General features: G+C 75.9%; 12 protein-coding genes. 6 read left to right on the top strand and 6 right to left on the bottom strand.

Features of this window, described 5'->3' with window-relative positions:
- Positions 1-235: 235 nt before the first annotated feature.
- Positions 236-922 (top strand): hypothetical protein, encoded by a 687-nt coding sequence (locus AC068A_RS02000; protein WP_478579363.1) that lies wholly within the window; start codon positions 236-238, stop codon positions 920-922.
- Positions 923-1,065: 143 nt separating this feature from the next.
- The gene (locus tag AC068A_RS01995) at positions 1,066-1,947 is read left to right on the top strand and encodes a pirin family protein (RefSeq protein WP_478579360.1); all 882 of its coding nucleotides are present in this window, start codon (positions 1,066-1,068) and stop codon (positions 1,945-1,947) included.
- Positions 1,948-2,036: 89 nt separating this feature from the next.
- Here the strand turns inward: AC068A_RS01995 and AC068A_RS01990 are convergent, their stop codons facing one another.
- The 3 genes from AC068A_RS01990 to AC068A_RS01980 all read right to left on the bottom strand — a co-directional run bounded on the left by AC068A_RS01990 (position 2,037) and on the right by AC068A_RS01980 (position 4,640).
- Positions 2,037-2,666 (bottom strand): HutD/Ves family protein, encoded by a 630-nt coding sequence (locus AC068A_RS01990; protein WP_478579357.1) that lies wholly within the window; start codon positions 2,664-2,666, stop codon positions 2,037-2,039.
- Positions 2,667-2,737: 71 nt separating this feature from the next.
- Positions 2,738-3,124, bottom strand: a complete 387-nt coding sequence (locus tag AC068A_RS01985; RefSeq protein ID WP_478579354.1) for a hypothetical protein — start codon at positions 3,122-3,124, stop codon at positions 2,738-2,740.
- A gap of 154 nt (positions 3,125-3,278) precedes the next feature.
- Positions 3,279-4,640: an FAD-dependent oxidoreductase gene (locus tag AC068A_RS01980; RefSeq protein ID WP_478579351.1), complete on the bottom strand. Its 1,362-nt coding sequence runs from the start codon at positions 4,638-4,640 to the stop codon at positions 3,279-3,281.
- Between the two features lie 206 nt (positions 4,641-4,846).
- Here AC068A_RS01980 and AC068A_RS01975 point away from each other — a divergent pair, with 206 nt between their 5' ends.
- The 4 genes from AC068A_RS01975 (at position 4,847) to AC068A_RS01960 (ending at position 7,653) form a co-directional block, all read left to right on the top strand.
- Positions 4,847-5,971 carry a PHP domain-containing protein gene (locus AC068A_RS01975; RefSeq protein ID WP_478579348.1) on the top strand — a complete coding sequence of 375 codons (1,125 nt, stop codon included), beginning with the start codon at positions 4,847-4,849 and terminating at the stop codon, positions 5,969-5,971.
- Positions 5,972-6,161: 190 nt separating this feature from the next.
- On the top strand, positions 6,162-6,350 hold the full coding sequence (locus AC068A_RS01970) for a DUF6381 family protein (RefSeq protein WP_478579345.1): 189 nt from the start codon (positions 6,162-6,164) through the stop codon (positions 6,348-6,350).
- 90 nt (positions 6,351-6,440) lie between these two features.
- Positions 6,441-6,950, top strand: coding sequence for a mycothiol transferase (locus AC068A_RS01965; protein ID WP_478579342.1), 510 nt, complete (start codon positions 6,441-6,443; stop codon positions 6,948-6,950).
- Between the two features lie 124 nt (positions 6,951-7,074).
- Positions 7,075-7,653, top strand: a complete 579-nt coding sequence (locus tag AC068A_RS01960) for a helix-turn-helix domain-containing protein (protein ID WP_478579339.1) — start codon at positions 7,075-7,077, stop codon at positions 7,651-7,653.
- A 213-nt stretch (positions 7,654-7,866) separates the two neighbouring features.
- Here AC068A_RS01960 and AC068A_RS01955 read toward each other — a convergent pair whose 3' ends face one another.
- The 3 genes from AC068A_RS01955 to AC068A_RS01945 are packed head-to-tail and all read right to left on the bottom strand — an operon-like array spanning position 7,867 to position 14,674.
- On the bottom strand, positions 7,867-9,768 hold the full coding sequence (locus tag AC068A_RS01955) for a hypothetical protein (protein WP_478579336.1): 1,902 nt from the start codon (positions 9,766-9,768) through the stop codon (positions 7,867-7,869).
- Positions 9,765-13,514, bottom strand: coding sequence for a DUF5682 family protein (locus AC068A_RS01950; protein WP_478579333.1), 3,750 nt, complete (start codon positions 13,512-13,514; stop codon positions 9,765-9,767). The genes AC068A_RS01955 and AC068A_RS01950 overlap by 4 nt, the downstream gene beginning before the upstream one ends.
- The gene (locus AC068A_RS01945) at positions 13,511-14,674 is read right to left on the bottom strand and encodes an ATP-binding protein (protein ID WP_478579330.1); all 1,164 of its coding nucleotides are present in this window, start codon (positions 14,672-14,674) and stop codon (positions 13,511-13,513) included. Before AC068A_RS01945 ends, AC068A_RS01950 begins: the two co-directional genes overlap by 4 nt.
- Positions 14,675-14,713 lie beyond the last annotated feature (39 nt).

Below are 14,713 nucleotides of genomic sequence, written 5' to 3'. Positions count from 1 at the left end.
CCACATCCCCACCCCCCCAAAAAACCACGGTGGGAAGGGCAAAGAGGACCACCCACCCGAGTCAAACGCCTGCGGGGAAACCCCCCCCCCCCCCCCCCCCCCCCCCGGCCCCTTACGTTCACCCTCCCCACCGCACCGCGCCGCGCGCCCCACCGCGCGGCCGGCACCGCGCGGTTCGCACCGCAGCGGCTGCGGCGACCCCTCGCATCCCACCGCACCAGGGAGCACCACAACGATGCGCACACGACACGCCTTTCCCGTCCGCACCGGACTCGGAGCCCTGCTCCTCTTCCTCGCCCCGGCCCTGGGCCTCGCCGTGCCGACGACGGCCCACGCCCACGGCGACACCCTCAAGGTCGTGGTCACCGGCCAGCGGGAGGGACACGTCACCACCGACATCACCTGGGAGAACGACGGGGACGCCGTCGACGAGAACGTCGCCGCCACCGTGAACGCGACCAGCGTGGACGGAACCCGTACGCAGGGGCCGTGGCGGCTGGTGCGGGACAAGGGCGGGAGCATCGGCTGGAGCACGGCCGAGGTCCTGCCGCCCGGCACCTGGAAGGTCACCATCGACGTCGGGTTCCCCGCGCTCGGACATGCCGAACGCGAGGTCGCCGTACCGGTCGTGGACCCCGTACCGCCGGCGGGTTCCGCGGCGCCGACCGCTCCCGTGCCGGTGGACCCGTCCGCCTCGGCCGCGCCCTCGGCCGCACCTTCGGCCGTGCCGTCGGTCGCGGCTCCGGCGCAGTCCCCGTCGCCCGCCGCCGCTCCGGCCTCGCCGTCGGCCTCCGCGGACGCCGACGGGAAGGCCGGCAGCGGCAGCACCGTCTGGTGGACCACGGCGGGCGTGGCCGTGATCGCCGTGGCGGGCGCGGCCGTCGGGGTGCTGGTACGCCGGGCCCGGGCGCGCCGGCGCTGAGCGGACGGACGCCGGCAGGGCGGCGTACGCCGCCCCGGCGGGCGTGTGAGCGGGCCGGCCCGCCCGGCCGGATCGCGTCGGCGACCTGACAACCAAACGGGACCTCGTTGACGCTCCGCCGGGCGATGCCGTTCGCTCGGGGCATGGACATCACCACCACCGCCGTTCGTTCCACCGCCCGGGTGGTCCGCCCCTTCCACACCTTCGAGGGCGAGGGCTTCCCGGTCCGCCGCCCCTTCCCGCAGCCCGAACTGCCCCTGGTCGACCCGTTCCTCATGGTCGACCAGGTCGGCCCGCACGTGCTGGGCCCGGGTGAGGCCAAGGGCGCGCCGCCGCACCCCCACCGAGGTTTCGAGACCATCCAGTACGTCATCGACGGCGCCATGGAGGACATCGACTCCGAGGGGAACAAGCGGGTCATGAACCCCGGCGAGGTCCAGTGGCTGACCGCCGGCTCGGGCCTGGTCCACCTCGCCCGCCCGACCCCCGAGTTGCTCGCCGAGGGCGGCCCGCAGCACCTGCTGCAGATTTGGGTCAACCTGCCGGCCCGGCTCAAGGCGACGCCGCCGCGCGTCCAGTACGGGTCCGCCCCGCACGAGATCCCGGTCGTCACCACGGAGGACGGCACCGCCGAGCTCACGGTGATCACCGGGTCCACCCACGGGGTGAGCGGCCCGTTCGAGACCCACACCCCCGTCCTCGTCGTCCACGCCCGCCTCGCGGCCGGCGGGCGCGCCGAGTTCAGCGTCCCGGCCGGGCACAACGCCATGCTGTACGTCCTGTCCGGTACCGCGGCCGCCCCGGACGCCGAGCTCCCCGACGGCCACCTCGCCATCCTCGCCCGGGACGGGGAGCGGTTCGCCGTCTCGGCGCCCGGTGAGGCCGCCGAGGTGCTGGTCCTGGCCGGCGAGCCGATCGGCGAGCCGGTGGCCCGCAGCGGACCGTTCGTCATGAACACCGCCGCCGAGATCCGCCAGGCGCAGCTCGACTACCAGCGCGGCCTGATGGGCCACATCGACATCTGAGACACCCGCCGTACGCCCTGCTGGCGCGCCTGCGCCCGGGCCTGGAGAAGAACGCCTAGGAGGCGAGTACGGCCCCCTGCGGCAGCGCGTTACGCGGGCCGGCCGGGAAGGCGGACCACCGCGGTGTGCCCCGGGCTGCGCAGGAGGCCCGTGAACGGCCCGCCGACCGGGGATCCGCCGATCACGGCGGCGTCGTAGCGCTCGAGGGCCACGCTCCCGCCGTCGGCTTCGAGACGCGCCCCGCCCTCGAGGGCGACGACCAGCAGGACCTCGTCCGGCGCGGCCGTGAGCGCGAGCGAGCCGCGGACGACGGCGGTGTCCGCCGGGGCGGTGCCCCGGCGGTACATCACGTTGAAGTTGACGACGGGCCCGTCCAGCAGCCGGCAGCCGGTCGGTGCGTCGCCGGGGAAGTCCTGCGGCGCGTACCGCTCGCCGACCACGCGGCGGGCGCCGGCCACGGTGAGGTCCATGCCCGCCCCCTCGGCGAGGGTGAGCGTACGGTCCACTCCGGGGAAGGCCGAGAACGGCCCGTCCGCGGCCACCTCGGCAAGACTCACCCGCCACGCGAAGTCGTCCATGCCGGCCCCCTCGGGCCAGGCCGCGATCTCCCGGGTCACGCCCCCGCCGTTCTTCCAGGCGACGGCCGGCCGGTCGCCGGCGCGCAGGATCCCGACCCGGCTCCCGCCGGGCACGGCCACGCCATCCGGTCCGACGTGCATGGCGGCCTCCTCAAGACTCCTGCGGCTCCTGCGGCTCCTGTGACGACAGGAACCTAGCAAGGCGCACGGACCTAGACGAGGCCGAGGCCGCGCGGCGGGACGAAGAGGTGGGCGGCCCGGTGCTCGGCGCCCACGACGGCGGCCCCGGTCCCCGGGTCCGAGGGGGCGGTCTTCTCGACCCGGCGCCGGTGCTCGGCGCACCGTGCGCAGGTCGGGGCCCAGTCGGGCAGCAGGTCCCGGTGGGCGAGGGCCATGTGGCGGGCGAGCCGGATCCGCGAGCCGGGGCCGCTGTCCATGGGGTCCCAGTCGATGCCCCGCTCCCCCGTCAGCCACAGTTCCGCCGTGGCCTCCTGGATCTCCTTCATCGAACGGTAGAGGCGGGCGCACTTGGCACAGCCGAACATCCAGGCCGGCGGCAGCGGCCACACGTCCTCGGGATCGAGGTCATCGGCACTCATGCCCGCCACGGTAGTGCCCGGGCGGCCCCCGTGCAGCCGATCCTCCGGACTCCCCCTCAGGGGTCAACGGCCGGATTCCGAGGGCCTCTTGGCGGTCCGGTGAGATACGGAGACGGAGCGGGGCCCGCCGGTGGCGGCGGGCCCCTGCCGGGGATCAGGCCCCGCTGGCCTTGAGCATGTCCTCGCGCTCGACGATCTTCACGCGCTCACGGCCCTGCGGCTCGCCCAGTGCCTTCTCGGCGGCGTCCAGCCGGTACCAGCCCTCCCACGTCGTGTAGCGGATGTCCCGCTCGGCGAGGAAGGCCTCGACGGCCTCCGGGGCGGGCTCGGCGGGGGTGTGCAGGCGGCCGGCCGCGTGGTCCTCGAGGAGGTTCGCGATCGTCTCGTTGGCGTCGCCCTTGGTGTGGCCGATGAGGCCGATCGGGCCGCGCCGGATCCAGCCGGTGACGTACGTCGACTGCAGGTGCTCGCCCGCCTCCATCACGCGGCCGCCCTCGTCCGGGACGGTGCCGGTCTCGACGTCCCACGGCAGCTTGGGCAGCTCGTCCGAGAGGTAGCCGACGGCCCGGTAGACGGCCTGCACGTCCCAGTCGGTGAACTGGCCGGTCCCCTTGACGTTGCCGGTGCCGTCGAGCTCGGTGCGCTCGGTGCGCAGGCCCACGACCTTGCCGTCCTCGCCGAGAACCTCGGTGGGCGACTCGAAGAAGTGCAGGAACAGCTTGTGCGGGCGCTCGCCGATGTCGCGGATCGCCCAGTTCTCCAGGGTCTTGGCGACCATGTCCGCCTGCTTGTTGGAGCGGCGGGTGGCGATCGAGCCCTCGTCGTAGTCGATGTCCTCGGGGTTGACGATGACCTCGATGCTGGGCGAGTGGTCGAGCTCGCGCAGCTCCATCGGGCTGAACTTGGCCTGCGCGGGGCCGCGGCGGCCGAAGACGTGGATCTCCACGGCCTTGTTGGCCTTGAGGCCGTCGTAGACGTTCGCCGGGATCTCGGTCGGGAGCAGCTCGTCCGCGGTCTTGGCGAGGATGCGGGCGACGTCGAGGGCGACGTTGCCGACGCCGAGGACGGCGACCTTCTCGGCCTCCAGCGGCCAGGTGCGCGGGACGTCCGGGTGGCCGTCGTACCAGGAGACGAAGTCGGCGGCACCGTAGGAGCCGTCGAGGTCGACGCCGGGTATGGGGAGCGCGCGGTCCGCGGTGGCGCCGGTGGAGAAGACCACGGCGTCGTAGAAGGAGTGCAGCTCGTCGAGGGTGATGTCGCCCGGGTAGTCGACGTTGCCGAAGAGGCGGACCTGCGGCTTGTCGAGCACCTGGTGGAGGGCGGTGATGATGCCCTTGATCCGCGGGTGGTCGGGGGCGACGCCGTACCGGATCAGACCGAAGGGGGCGGGCATCCGCTCGAAGATGTCGATGGACACCCCCGGGTCGGTGGCGGCCTCGGACTTCAGCAGCGCGTCGGCGGCGTAGATGCCGGCCGGGCCGGCGCCGACGATTGCTACCCGCAGAGGGCGAGGCATGACATGTTCCCTTCGACCGAAAAACTGGATCAAAGGGAACCTTAAACTAAGGGGACCCTAACCCGGCACCCGCCCCCCGTTTATAGCCCCATAACTCAAACTTATGACCTTGCAAAGCATTCCTTTGATGCCGAGCCCGGGTCGCCCTGCACCCGGAAAGATCCGGTGGAAACTGGGAGGGAACCGGCGAAATCGGGAGGTGGCGGATGGACCCCGTCGCGGCACTGCAACGGATCGCCTTCCTGCTGGAGCGCGGCCAGGCGCCGACCTACCGGGTGCGGGCCTTCCGCACGGCGGCGGACACGCTGACGCGGATGGGCGAGGCCGAGGTCGCACAGCGGACCGCCGCCGGAACGCTGGAAGCCGTCAAGGGCATCGGCCCGAAAACCGCACAGGTGGTGCGGGAGGCACTGGGCGGGACCGTCCCGGACTACCTCCGGAAGCTGGAGGAGGAGGCCGCGGCACACCCCGACGGGCCGCACGCCACACCCGCCGCCCGTGCACTGCGCCAGGCCCTGCGCGGGGACTGCCATCTGCACTCCGACTGGTCCGACGGCGGCAGCACGATCGAGGCGATGGGGCGGGCCGCGGCCACCCTGGGCCACGAATGGGCCGTGCTCACCGACCACTCGCCGAGCCTGACCGTTGCACGGGGGCTGTCCCCGGAACGGCTGCGCGAACAACTCGAGGTGGTGGCCGGGCTGAACGAGACCTGGGCACCCTTCCGGCTGCTGACCGGTATCGAGTGCGACATCCTCCCCGACGGCTCCCTCGACCAGGAACCGGAACTGCTGGACCGGCTGGACCTGGTCGTCGCATCCGTCCACTCGAAGCTGCGGATGGACGCGCCCGCCATGACCCGGCGCCTGCTCACCGCCGTGCGCAACCCCCTGATGGACGTGCTGGGCCACTGCACAGGACGGCTCGTGACCGGCCGGACCCGCCCCGAGTCGCAGTTCGACGCCGAGGCGGTGTTCGCCGCGTGCGCCGAATCCGGAACCGCCGTGGAGATCAACAGCCGGCCCGAGCGGCTGGACCCGCCGCGCCGGCTGCTGCGGCTCGCGGTGGAGGCCGGGTCGCTGTTCGCGATCGACACGGACGCGCACGCCCCGGGCCAGCTGGACTGGCAGCCGACCGGCTGTGAACGGGCCGTGGAGTGCGGGGTGCCCACCGAACTCGTCGTCAACACGTGGAAGGAGAAGGACCTGCTGGCCTGGACCCGTACGCGCACGCCGCCGCGGGGGCGGAGCCGGCACGGTGCCGGTCCCGCCCCCGCGTCCGCCCGCTCAGCCGCCGGCTCCCGCGCCCGTCCCCGACCCGGTTCCCGGTGACCGGTTGACCAGCGCCGGCCCCCCTTCACCGTCACCCGACCGCGCTGCGCCATTCGCGCGGGGCAAACGGGGGAGCACCGGCCCCGGGCGGTCATGCGGGGCGACGGCTCGAGATGCGGCCGGGCGGCACTGCTGCTTCGCTGAATCCGCTCTTCCCACCCCTCTTCCCCCCGACCCCCGAGGAGTGATCATGAATGCTTCAGGCGGATCCAGCGGCCGTGTCCGGCAGTTGCGCGAGAAGGCACAGGAGCTGAACCGGGCCGCCGAGCGCTCCACCGACCCCGACGAGCGCCGCCGACTTCAGGACAAGGCCCGCCGGCTTCGGGAGCAGAGCGAGCAGGAGAGCAAGATCGACGATCGGGGTATGGATCCGATGTAGGCGTCGACGGTCCAGCGCGTCGGCCGGCGGCCACACGGCACCGGCCGATGCCGCATGCCGGCGGCGGTACGGACGAGTCTGAGGACGTGCATGAAAGCGACACAGGTACTGGCCGACGGGTACGGGCGGATCCAGGAGGCGGTCCACGAGGCGGTCGAGGGACTGTCGGCCGAGGAGCTCAACGCCCGGATCGACCCGCAGGCGAACTCGATCGCCTGGCTGGTGTGGCACCTGACCCGGGTGCAGGACGACCACGTGGCGGACGCCTCGGGCCTCGAACAGGTCTGGACGGCCCAGGACTGGGCGGCCCGGTTCGCACTGCCGCTGCCCGCCGGGGACACCGGGTTCGGGCACAGCGCGAAGCAGGTCGGGACGGTCCGCGTCGACTCGGGCGACCTGCTGCTGGGCTACTTCGACGCCGTGCACGAGCAGAGCCTCGGATTCATCCGCGGGCTCGCCGCGGCCGACCTCGAACGGATCGTCGACGAGCGCTGGGACCCGCCGGTCTCCCTGGGGGTGCGGCTGGTCAGCGTCCTCGCCGACGACCTGCAGCACGCCGGCCAGGCGGCGTACGTACGGGGGGCGCTGCAGCGGCGCTGAGCCACCCCCGGCGCCCCCTCTCCAACTCCCCTCGCCGAGGACAGGCCGGTACGCGGGCGGGAGCACCGGTGCGCGTTGTGGGACGCCCGGGAGGCCGCCGACCGGGCACCGTAGGCTTGCCGTCATGGCGAACGACGATGCCGCTGTCCTGGCCTCGGTGGGTCCGCGGCTGCGTGCCCTGCGCAAGAAGCGCGGCATCACCCTGACCCGGCTGTCGGAGACCACCGGCATCTCGGTCAGCACGCTGTCCCGCCTCGAGTCCGGCGAGCGCAAGCCCAACCTGGAACTGCTGCTGCCGCTGGCGCGCGCCCACGCGGTGCCGCTCGACGAGCTCGTCGGGGCGCCGCCCGTGGGCGACCCGCGGGTGCGGCTGAAGCCGATCAGGCGGGCGGACATGACGATCGTGCCGCTGACCCAGAACCCCGGCGGACTACAGGCGTTCAAGATGGTCGTCCCGGCCGCCCGCAGCACACCGGACCCGCGGACGCACGAGGGGTACGAGTGGCTGTACGTGCTGAGCGGCAGGCTGCGCCTGGTCCTCGCCGAACGCGACCTCGTGCTGAAGGCGGGGGAGGCCGCGGAGTTCGACACCCGGCTGCCGCACTGGTTCGGCAGCACCGGGGAGGGGACGGTGGAGATCCTCAGCCTGTTCGGCCCGCAGAGCGAGCGCGTGCACGTACGGGCGAAGCCGCGGGACAGGTAGTAGCCTTCGCGGGCGGCCGTTCGCCCGGGTCGGCGACGGGATCGGCGACGCGGACCGGGCCCGGGTGGACGCGCACCACCCGGGCCGGGCCCTGCTGTACCGCGACGACGCCCGGTTCGGGCTCACCGGCGCCGACTTGGCCGCACTCGACGCCTGGCTGCGCGGCCCGCACCGCTCGGCCGGGCCCGCGCCTTCCCCGCATCCGCGCCGGGTTCAGGACCAGGACGCGGCCACCAGGGACCGTTCGGCGGCGGCCAGGTGGGTGGCCGCGGCCAGCCAGGCCCAGGCGTAGCCGTCCGCCGAGGGGTCGGTGAGGCGGCCGAACGCGTCGCGGGGGCGCCGGTCCGCCTCCGCGGCCAGGGCCGTCGCCAGCTCCGCGGCCGTGGTGAAGCCGGCCCGGCGCAGCGGCCCGTACGCGGTGAGGGGCGCGCTGCCGCGGGCCGACTCGGCGACGGCCCGCCGCCCGCCTGCGACCCCCGTCTCCAGCAGGCGGCGCACCCGCCACAGTGGTGCGTCGGCCAGCGGGTCCGGCCCGGGGTCCGCGGTGCGGGGTCCCGCTCCGGGGGCGGTACCGGGCGGGAAGTGGCTGCCCTGGAGGCGCTCGTAGCCGAGGTCGGCGCGGCCGAACCACTCCTCGGGCAGCCGCAGCGTGTGCTCCGCACCCGGCACCGGCCCGACGGCGAGGGGCCGCAGGGTGGCGGCGCGGTCCAGGTCGGGCCGGCCGAGGACGCGCAGCGCCAGGCCCGGGTGGGCGGCGATGCGGCGCAGGTTCTCCCCGTGCGGCAGCTCCGGGTGGGGGTGGGCGGCCCGCAGCCGCAGCAGCGGGGCCGGTGCCTGCCCGGTCCGGATCTCGCGGACCAGGAGGTCCTCGCCGGCCGCACCGACCACCGTGACGTCGCAGCCCAGCAGTTCGGCACCGGCCGCGTCAGGGTCGGGGTCGGCGAGCTGGGCGGCCACGGCCTCGGCCGCCGGACGGGCGAACAGTGCGGCGACGGGTTCCTCGGTCCACCGGACGCCCGGCAGCGGGGTCGCCTGCACCCCGCGCCCGGCGCCGAGCCGGCCGTCGGGCGACACCGTGGCCCCGGCGATACGGAGTCCTCCGCGCGCCAGGCCCGCGTGGTCGAGGGTGGCGCCGCCGAGTGCCACCGAGGCGGAGCCGGCGCCCTTGGCGCGGGCGAGACCGCCCGGGCGGACGTCGGAGACCGAGTAGCGTCCACCGTCGGGGGCCAGCAGGTGGGTGACCACTCCCCCGTATCCGGTCGCGGACAGCACCGGCTCGCGGCACAGGCCGTGCACCCGCAGGCTGCCGCCCGGCCGGTAGGCGCGCCGGGTGCTGCCGGCCAGGGCGGGGTCGGCCGACCCGGAGGCCAGCACGGCGGCGGTATACAGGAGTTCGCGGAAGGCGGCGGTGAGGTCGGCGAGCCGGTGGGTGCCGCTGCGCTCCCGCGCGGCGCGCAGGCCGCGGACGAGCCGCAGGGTGGCGGCCTCGGCGCGGGGCAGCCCGGCGAGGCGGGCGGTGTGGGCGGCGCGCAGCAGCTCGGCCTGGACGACCGCGCCGCCGGCCGTGGCGCCCGCCGCGAGGGACTCGGCGGCGGCCCGCCACAGCGCGGAGGCGGCGGCGGTCTGGGCAGGGGTCAGGGCGGCCCGGGCGGGTACGGGTTCCGCGGGCGCTGCGTCCTCCTCCCGTACGCGCTGCGGCGCCGCGGCACCGGCTGCGGCCGCGGGCTCCGACGCCGGGACCTCCGACGGATCAGCCGCAGCTCCGGCCTCGGGCCCGGCCTCGGGCTCGGCCTCGGGCGGTGTGGCGTCGGCGAGCGGGGCCGCACCGAGCACTGCGGCCCGGTGCAGGCAGCGCGGCGCCAGCAGGCAGCTGCAGACGGCCTGTTCGGCGGCGGTGACCGCGCCGCCGGGGCCGGGCCGCAGGGTCACGACGGCGTCCTCGCCGAAGCGGAGGCCGATGCTGCCGTCGTCGGCCCGCTCGGCTGCCGGAGTGCCGGCGGCGCAGCCCTCGATGGCGGCGTCGAGCTTCTTGCGCAGCCGGGCGGTGAGGCTCTCGACGGCTTCGGCGAGGACCTCGGGGGCGACGGGCGGCAGCGGCGACGGGGCGGTGCTCAACGGGTTTCTCCACGGAGGCGGTCGCCCACCCAGCGGGCGAGGGCGAGCGGGCTGAGGGCGGCCACCGGCATGCCGGCGGCGACGAGCTGCCGGGCGACGGGCACCGAGTAGCGGGGGGTGCCGGTGTCGTCGAGCGCGGCGCAGCCGAGCAGGTGGGCACCGGACGCGGCCAGCGCGCGCACCTCTGCGAGGAGTCCGCCGATCGGTGCGCCCTCCTCGAAGTCGCTGACCACGACGACGAGGGTGCGGCTCGGCACGGTGATGAGGGAACGGGCGTGGGCCAGGCCCGCCGCGATGTGCGTGCCGCCGCCCACGCGGACCTCCAGCAGCAGCGACAGCGGGTCGTCGACCCGGTCGGTGAAGTCCACGACCTGCGTGGAGAACGCCAGGAAGTGCGTGGACAGGGTCGGGACACCGCCGAGGACGGCGGCGGTCAGCGCCGACCAGATGACCGAGGCCTCCATCGAGCCGGAGACGTCGACCACCAGGATCAGCCGCCAGTCGGCCTCGCGGCGGGCCCGGGTGCTGAAGACGGGCCGCTCCGGGACCACGGCGAGGCTGCCGTCGTCGAGGCGGCGGGTGTGGGCGAGGTTGGCCCGCAGGGTGCGGTCCAGGTCGAGCCGGCCGCCGGGGCGGCGACTGGGGCGCGGGGTGTTGAGGCCGGACAGCGCCGGGCGCAGCCGGGTGGCCAGCTCCTTGGCGAGCTCGTCGACGAGGCGGCGGACCAGCGGGCGCAGCTTGGCGAGCTGGGCTTCCGGCAGGCCGCCGGCGAGGGACAGCACCGAGCTGAGCAGTTCCACGGAGGGGCGCGCGGCGGCCGGGTCGAGCTGGGTCAGCACGTCGGTGCGGCCCGAGTCGGCGGCGGCTGCGAGCACCTCCTCCCGGACCTCCGTGCCGAAGATCGCCTCGAGTTCCTCGGCCCATTCACGGGCCGTGGGGAACGAAGCGTCCTGGCCTCCGCCGCTGCCCGTGCCGCCGCCGTCCAGGTCGGCGGAACCCTCGCCGCGGCCCGCGCCGTACAGCTCGTCCAGGGCCCGGGCGTAGCGGCGGGCGCCGGCGGGCAGCCTGTCGCGCTGCCGGCCGAGGAGCAGCCGCCACCGGTCGGCGGGGGTGAGCCGCTGCGGCTCGGTGGCCGTCGCGGCACCACACGGCCCGGGAGCGGGCTCGGATTCGGGTACGGGGGTCCCGGCCGGGGCCGAGGCCGAAGCCGAGTCCCCAGCCGCCGTCGCAGTCGCAGCCGCAGTCGGGGCCTCGTGCCCCGGGCGGGGCAGGCCCTTCAGCGCGGCGGCCCCGGCGGCGTCCGCGGCAGCCCACAGGGCGAGCAGGGCGGGCGGCGCGTCGAGGGAGAGGTCGACGCGGTCGCCGAGCCGCTCGGTGACGGTGGCCAGCAGCCGGTCGCGAGCGGCGGGGGCGAGCGCGTCGAACCCGCCGCGCAGGGCCGGGAGCCGGTCCAGGAAGTCCTGGTCGGTGAGCGAGTCGACCCGGTCGAGGACCGGGACGAGGGCGGCTGCGGAGGACTGGAGCAGCGGTCCGGCCGCGGCCAGCAGGCCGCCCAGGCGGCGGGACAGGGCGCGTCGGCCGTCGGCGGTGGCGGCGCTGTCGATCCAGCCGGCGGCGCGGTCGCCGAGTCCGGCGGCGGCGTCGAGGTCCAGCAGGACCCGTACGGCGTGCGCCGCGCCCTGCATGAGCGGGGATCCGTCGGCCGCGAGGCCGGCGAGGGCCTCGTCCATGCGCAGGCCGAGGTGTCGGGCGGCGGCCCGGTCGGCGAGGGCGACGAGGGCGCGCGCGTCGGCCGGGTCCTCGCTGCCGGCGAGGCCGGGCAGGGCGCGTACGGCGGCGTCGAGCAGGTCGCCGGTCAGCGTGCCGGCGGAGGCGCGTACGGCGTCGGTGTCGACGGGGAAGTGCCCTCGGCAGAGCCCTTCCAGCAGGTCCAGCGCCTCCAGCAGCTCGGGCAGGGCCGCGGTCTGCGGCAGGGTGGCGGCCGCCTCTTCGAGCCGTACGGCGACCAGTTCGGGCAGGTCGCAGCGTGCGGCGGCGGTGAGGCCGGCGAGGATCTGGGCGGGGGTCGGGCCGCCGTCGGCGGCGGTCCGGCGGGCGGTGTCGCGCAGGGTGCCGGCGGCCGCCTGGGCGGCGGTGACGCCGCGGACCCCGGCGAGGTCGAGTCGGGCGGGGACGGAAGGGGTCCACTTCAGCCGCCACTTGGTGCCCAGGGCGGTGCCGTCGCCGGTGGCGGCCACGTCGAGCGGCTCCCCGTACCCGGCTCCCAGGACGGCCAGCCGCTGGAGGAGGACCTCGCGGCGCCGGTCGAGCGGGGAGCGCAGCGGGTCGAGGCGGACCTCGCGGGAGGCGGGGTCCTCGGGGCCGGGCAGCCGTAGCTCGGCGAGCTCGGCCTCGACGCCGGGACCGAGTCCGGAGCGGGGGGCGCGCGGGGTGGTGCGGCCGCGGCCGGTGCCGACGAAGACGGCTTCGAGGGCGCGGGCCAGTGCCCGGCCGCGGCCCAGCGGTTCCCCCTGGCCGAGGACGGTGGTGACGGCCTCGAGGAGTTCGCCGCGGCCGGGGGCGGGCAGGCCGCGCAGGACGGCCAGGTCGCAGGCGAGCCGCAGGGTTTCGGCGGCTTCCCCGGTTCCGGCGGTGTGGCCGGCCCGGCGCAGTTCCCGGCACAGGCCGGTGACGGCGGCGGAGGCCGCGGTCCGCAGCCGCTCGGGGTCGCCGCCGGCTTCCAGGACGGCCTGCTGCCACAGCGGGTCGCGGATGCCGGCGGGGTAGCCGGAGCGGGAGTCGAGCAGGTCGAAGGAGTAGGGCACGAACGAGGTGACGGCGGCGGCTTCGGCCTTGGCCGCCCCCGCTCGGGCCGTATCAGCGCCGCCCCCGGCGGCCGGGTCCTCGGCGGCCCGGTCCCCCGCGGCCGCGCCGGAGTCGAGGAGGGCCGGGGCGTGGAAGGCGCCGATCACGGCGGCGACGCGTCGGCCCCCGGCGGCCGCGGCCGCGATGACCGTACGCATCCGCGCCTCGCGGGCCAGGTCCACCGCGGGGACGGCGGTGGCGGCCGCGTCCTGGCGCAGCGCCCAGCCGACGCCCAGGGCGGCGCGGCGGACGGCCTCCGGCGTGCAGCCGGGGGCCAGCACCTCCACGGCGCGGTCCCACAGGTCGTCGCCGTCCCGGCCGGTGCCGGCCGCGCTGAGGGCGCCCGCGTACGAGCGCCCCCGCGGGCCGGAGCCGGCGGCGGGATCCGCGGCCGGGACCGCGCCGGCGGACGCGTCCGGAACCGGCTCGGCAGCCGTCGGCTCCGCAGCCGCCGCCGGCTCCGCAGCCGCCTCCTGTTCGCCGCCGCGCAGGGTCCAGCCCGGGTCGGACAGCGGAAGGTCGCAGCACAGCACCTCGGCGCCGCGTGACCGCGCCCAGCGGATCGCGGCCAGTTCCGGGGAGAAGTCCGCGAACGGGTAGAACGCCAGTCGGCCGTCGGGTCCGGTGCCGGCGAGGGCGACGGGGGCCTGCGTCTCCGGGTCCGCGAGGTGCTCCAGCCACGGCTGGAACTCGGCGGGCAGCTCGACGCAGACGACCTCGGCCCCGGAGGCGTCCAGCAGGTCCGGGACCACGGCGGCGAGGGCGGGGCTGTGGTGGCGCACGCCCAGCAGGTACGGCGTCCGGGACGCGGCGAGCGCCTCCACGGTGTCCCGCGGATCGGCGTCCGGGTCCGGGACGGCGGCGGGCGCCGGGGCGCCCGGGGTCAGGCTGGTGGTGGTCATCGCAGGCTCCCGCGCAGGTCCCACAGGCGGCGCCACATGGCCGAGCCGTCCTCGGCGCGGCGGCGGACCGGGCCGTCCCAGTAGCCGAGCAGGCGGCCGTGGTCGGCGGGGTCGTCCTTGCGGACCACGCCCAGGAGGTGTCCGGGCAGCAGGTCCAGGACGTCTGCCCCCGGCAGGTAGGCGGCTGCGACGCCGAGCGAGGTCGCCACCTGGACGGCTTCGGCGGTGGACATGACCGTACCGGGGCGTTCCACGTCCCAGCCCTCGGCGGAGCGCCCGGAGCGCAGGTCCCGGAAGACGGTGACGAGCGCGTCGAGCACGGCGTCGTCGACGCCGAAGGCGGCGCCCGCGCGCTGGACGGCGGCGACCGCCTGGCGGCGGATCAGCGTGGCCTCGGCGTCCGCGTCGGCGATCGGTTCCACGGTCTCGAAGTTGAAGCGGCGCTTGAGGGCGGCGGACATCTCGGAGACGCCGCGGTCGCGCAGGTTGGCGGTGGCGATGACCGTGAAGCCGGGGGCGGCGCCGACCACCGCGTCCTCGGTGGCGGCGAGTTCGGGCACGCTGACCCGCCGGTCGGACAGGATCGACACGAGGGCGTCCTGGACCTCGGGCAGACAGCGGGTGATCTCCTCGACGCGTACGACGCGCCCGGTCCGCATGGCGGAGAGGACCGGGGAGTCGACCAGCGCCTGCGGGGTGGGGCCCTGGGCGAGCAGCAGGGCGTAGTTCCAGCCGTAGCGGAAGGCGTCCTCGGTGGTGCCGGCGGTGCCCTGGACGGTGAGGGCGCTGGTGCCGCAGACGGCGGCGGCGAGCAGTTCGGACAGCATCGACTTGGCGGTGCCGGGCTCGCCGGTGAGGAGGAGGCCGCGCTCGCCGGCGAGGGTGACGACGCAGCGTTCGACGAGGGCGCGCTCGCCGACGAACTTGGGGGCGATGACCAGCTTGGCGGGCAGGCCCGCCCGGCGCTTCGGCAGGGCCAGCTCGGCGCCGTCGCTGCCGCAGACGAAGGTGACGACGGCGCGCGGGGTCAGCGCCCAGCCCGGCGGACGGGGGCCGGTGTCCTGGGCGGCGAGGAAGGCGAGTTCGGTGGCGTACCGCTCTTCGGCGGGCAGCATCTGGCGGGCCGGGGCGGCGGCAGCGTCTTCGGTGACGGTCGTCATGGGAGTCCTCGGAAACTCGAACAAGGGCAAGGGAAGAAA

Source organism: Streptomyces sp. NPDC043854 (assembly GCF_056436005.1).
This window is presented reverse-complemented; position numbering and strand designations above follow the sequence as displayed.

Excerpts from the sequence above, each read along its gene's own strand:
- AC068A_RS01965 (WP_478579342.1), top strand. The coding sequence starts at position 6,441 with ATGAAAGCGACACAGGTACTGGCCGACGGGTACGGGCGGATCCAGGAG.
- AC068A_RS02000 (WP_478579363.1), top strand. The coding sequence starts at position 236 with ATGCGCACACGACACGCCTTTCCCGTCCGCACCGGACTCGGAGCCCTG.
- AC068A_RS01975 (WP_478579348.1), top strand. The coding sequence starts at position 4,847 with ATGGACCCCGTCGCGGCACTGCAACGGATCGCCTTCCTGCTGGAGCGC.
- AC068A_RS01970 (WP_478579345.1), top strand. The coding sequence starts at position 6,162 with ATGAATGCTTCAGGCGGATCCAGCGGCCGTGTCCGGCAGTTGCGCGAG.
- AC068A_RS01960 (WP_478579339.1), top strand. The coding sequence starts at position 7,075 with ATGGCGAACGACGATGCCGCTGTCCTGGCCTCGGTGGGTCCGCGGCTG.
- AC068A_RS01945 (WP_478579330.1), bottom strand. The coding sequence starts at position 14,674 with ATGACGACCGTCACCGAAGACGCTGCCGCCGCCCCGGCCCGCCAGATG.
- AC068A_RS01995 (WP_478579360.1), top strand. The coding sequence starts at position 1,066 with ATGGACATCACCACCACCGCCGTTCGTTCCACCGCCCGGGTGGTCCGC.
- AC068A_RS01990 (WP_478579357.1), bottom strand. The coding sequence starts at position 2,666 with ATGCACGTCGGACCGGATGGCGTGGCCGTGCCCGGCGGGAGCCGGGTC.
- AC068A_RS01980 (WP_478579351.1), bottom strand. The coding sequence starts at position 4,640 with ATGCCTCGCCCTCTGCGGGTAGCAATCGTCGGCGCCGGCCCGGCCGGC.
- AC068A_RS01985 (WP_478579354.1), bottom strand. The coding sequence starts at position 3,124 with ATGAGTGCCGATGACCTCGATCCCGAGGACGTGTGGCCGCTGCCGCCG.
- AC068A_RS01950 (WP_478579333.1), bottom strand. The coding sequence starts at position 13,514 with ATGACCACCACCAGCCTGACCCCGGGCGCCCCGGCGCCCGCCGCCGTC.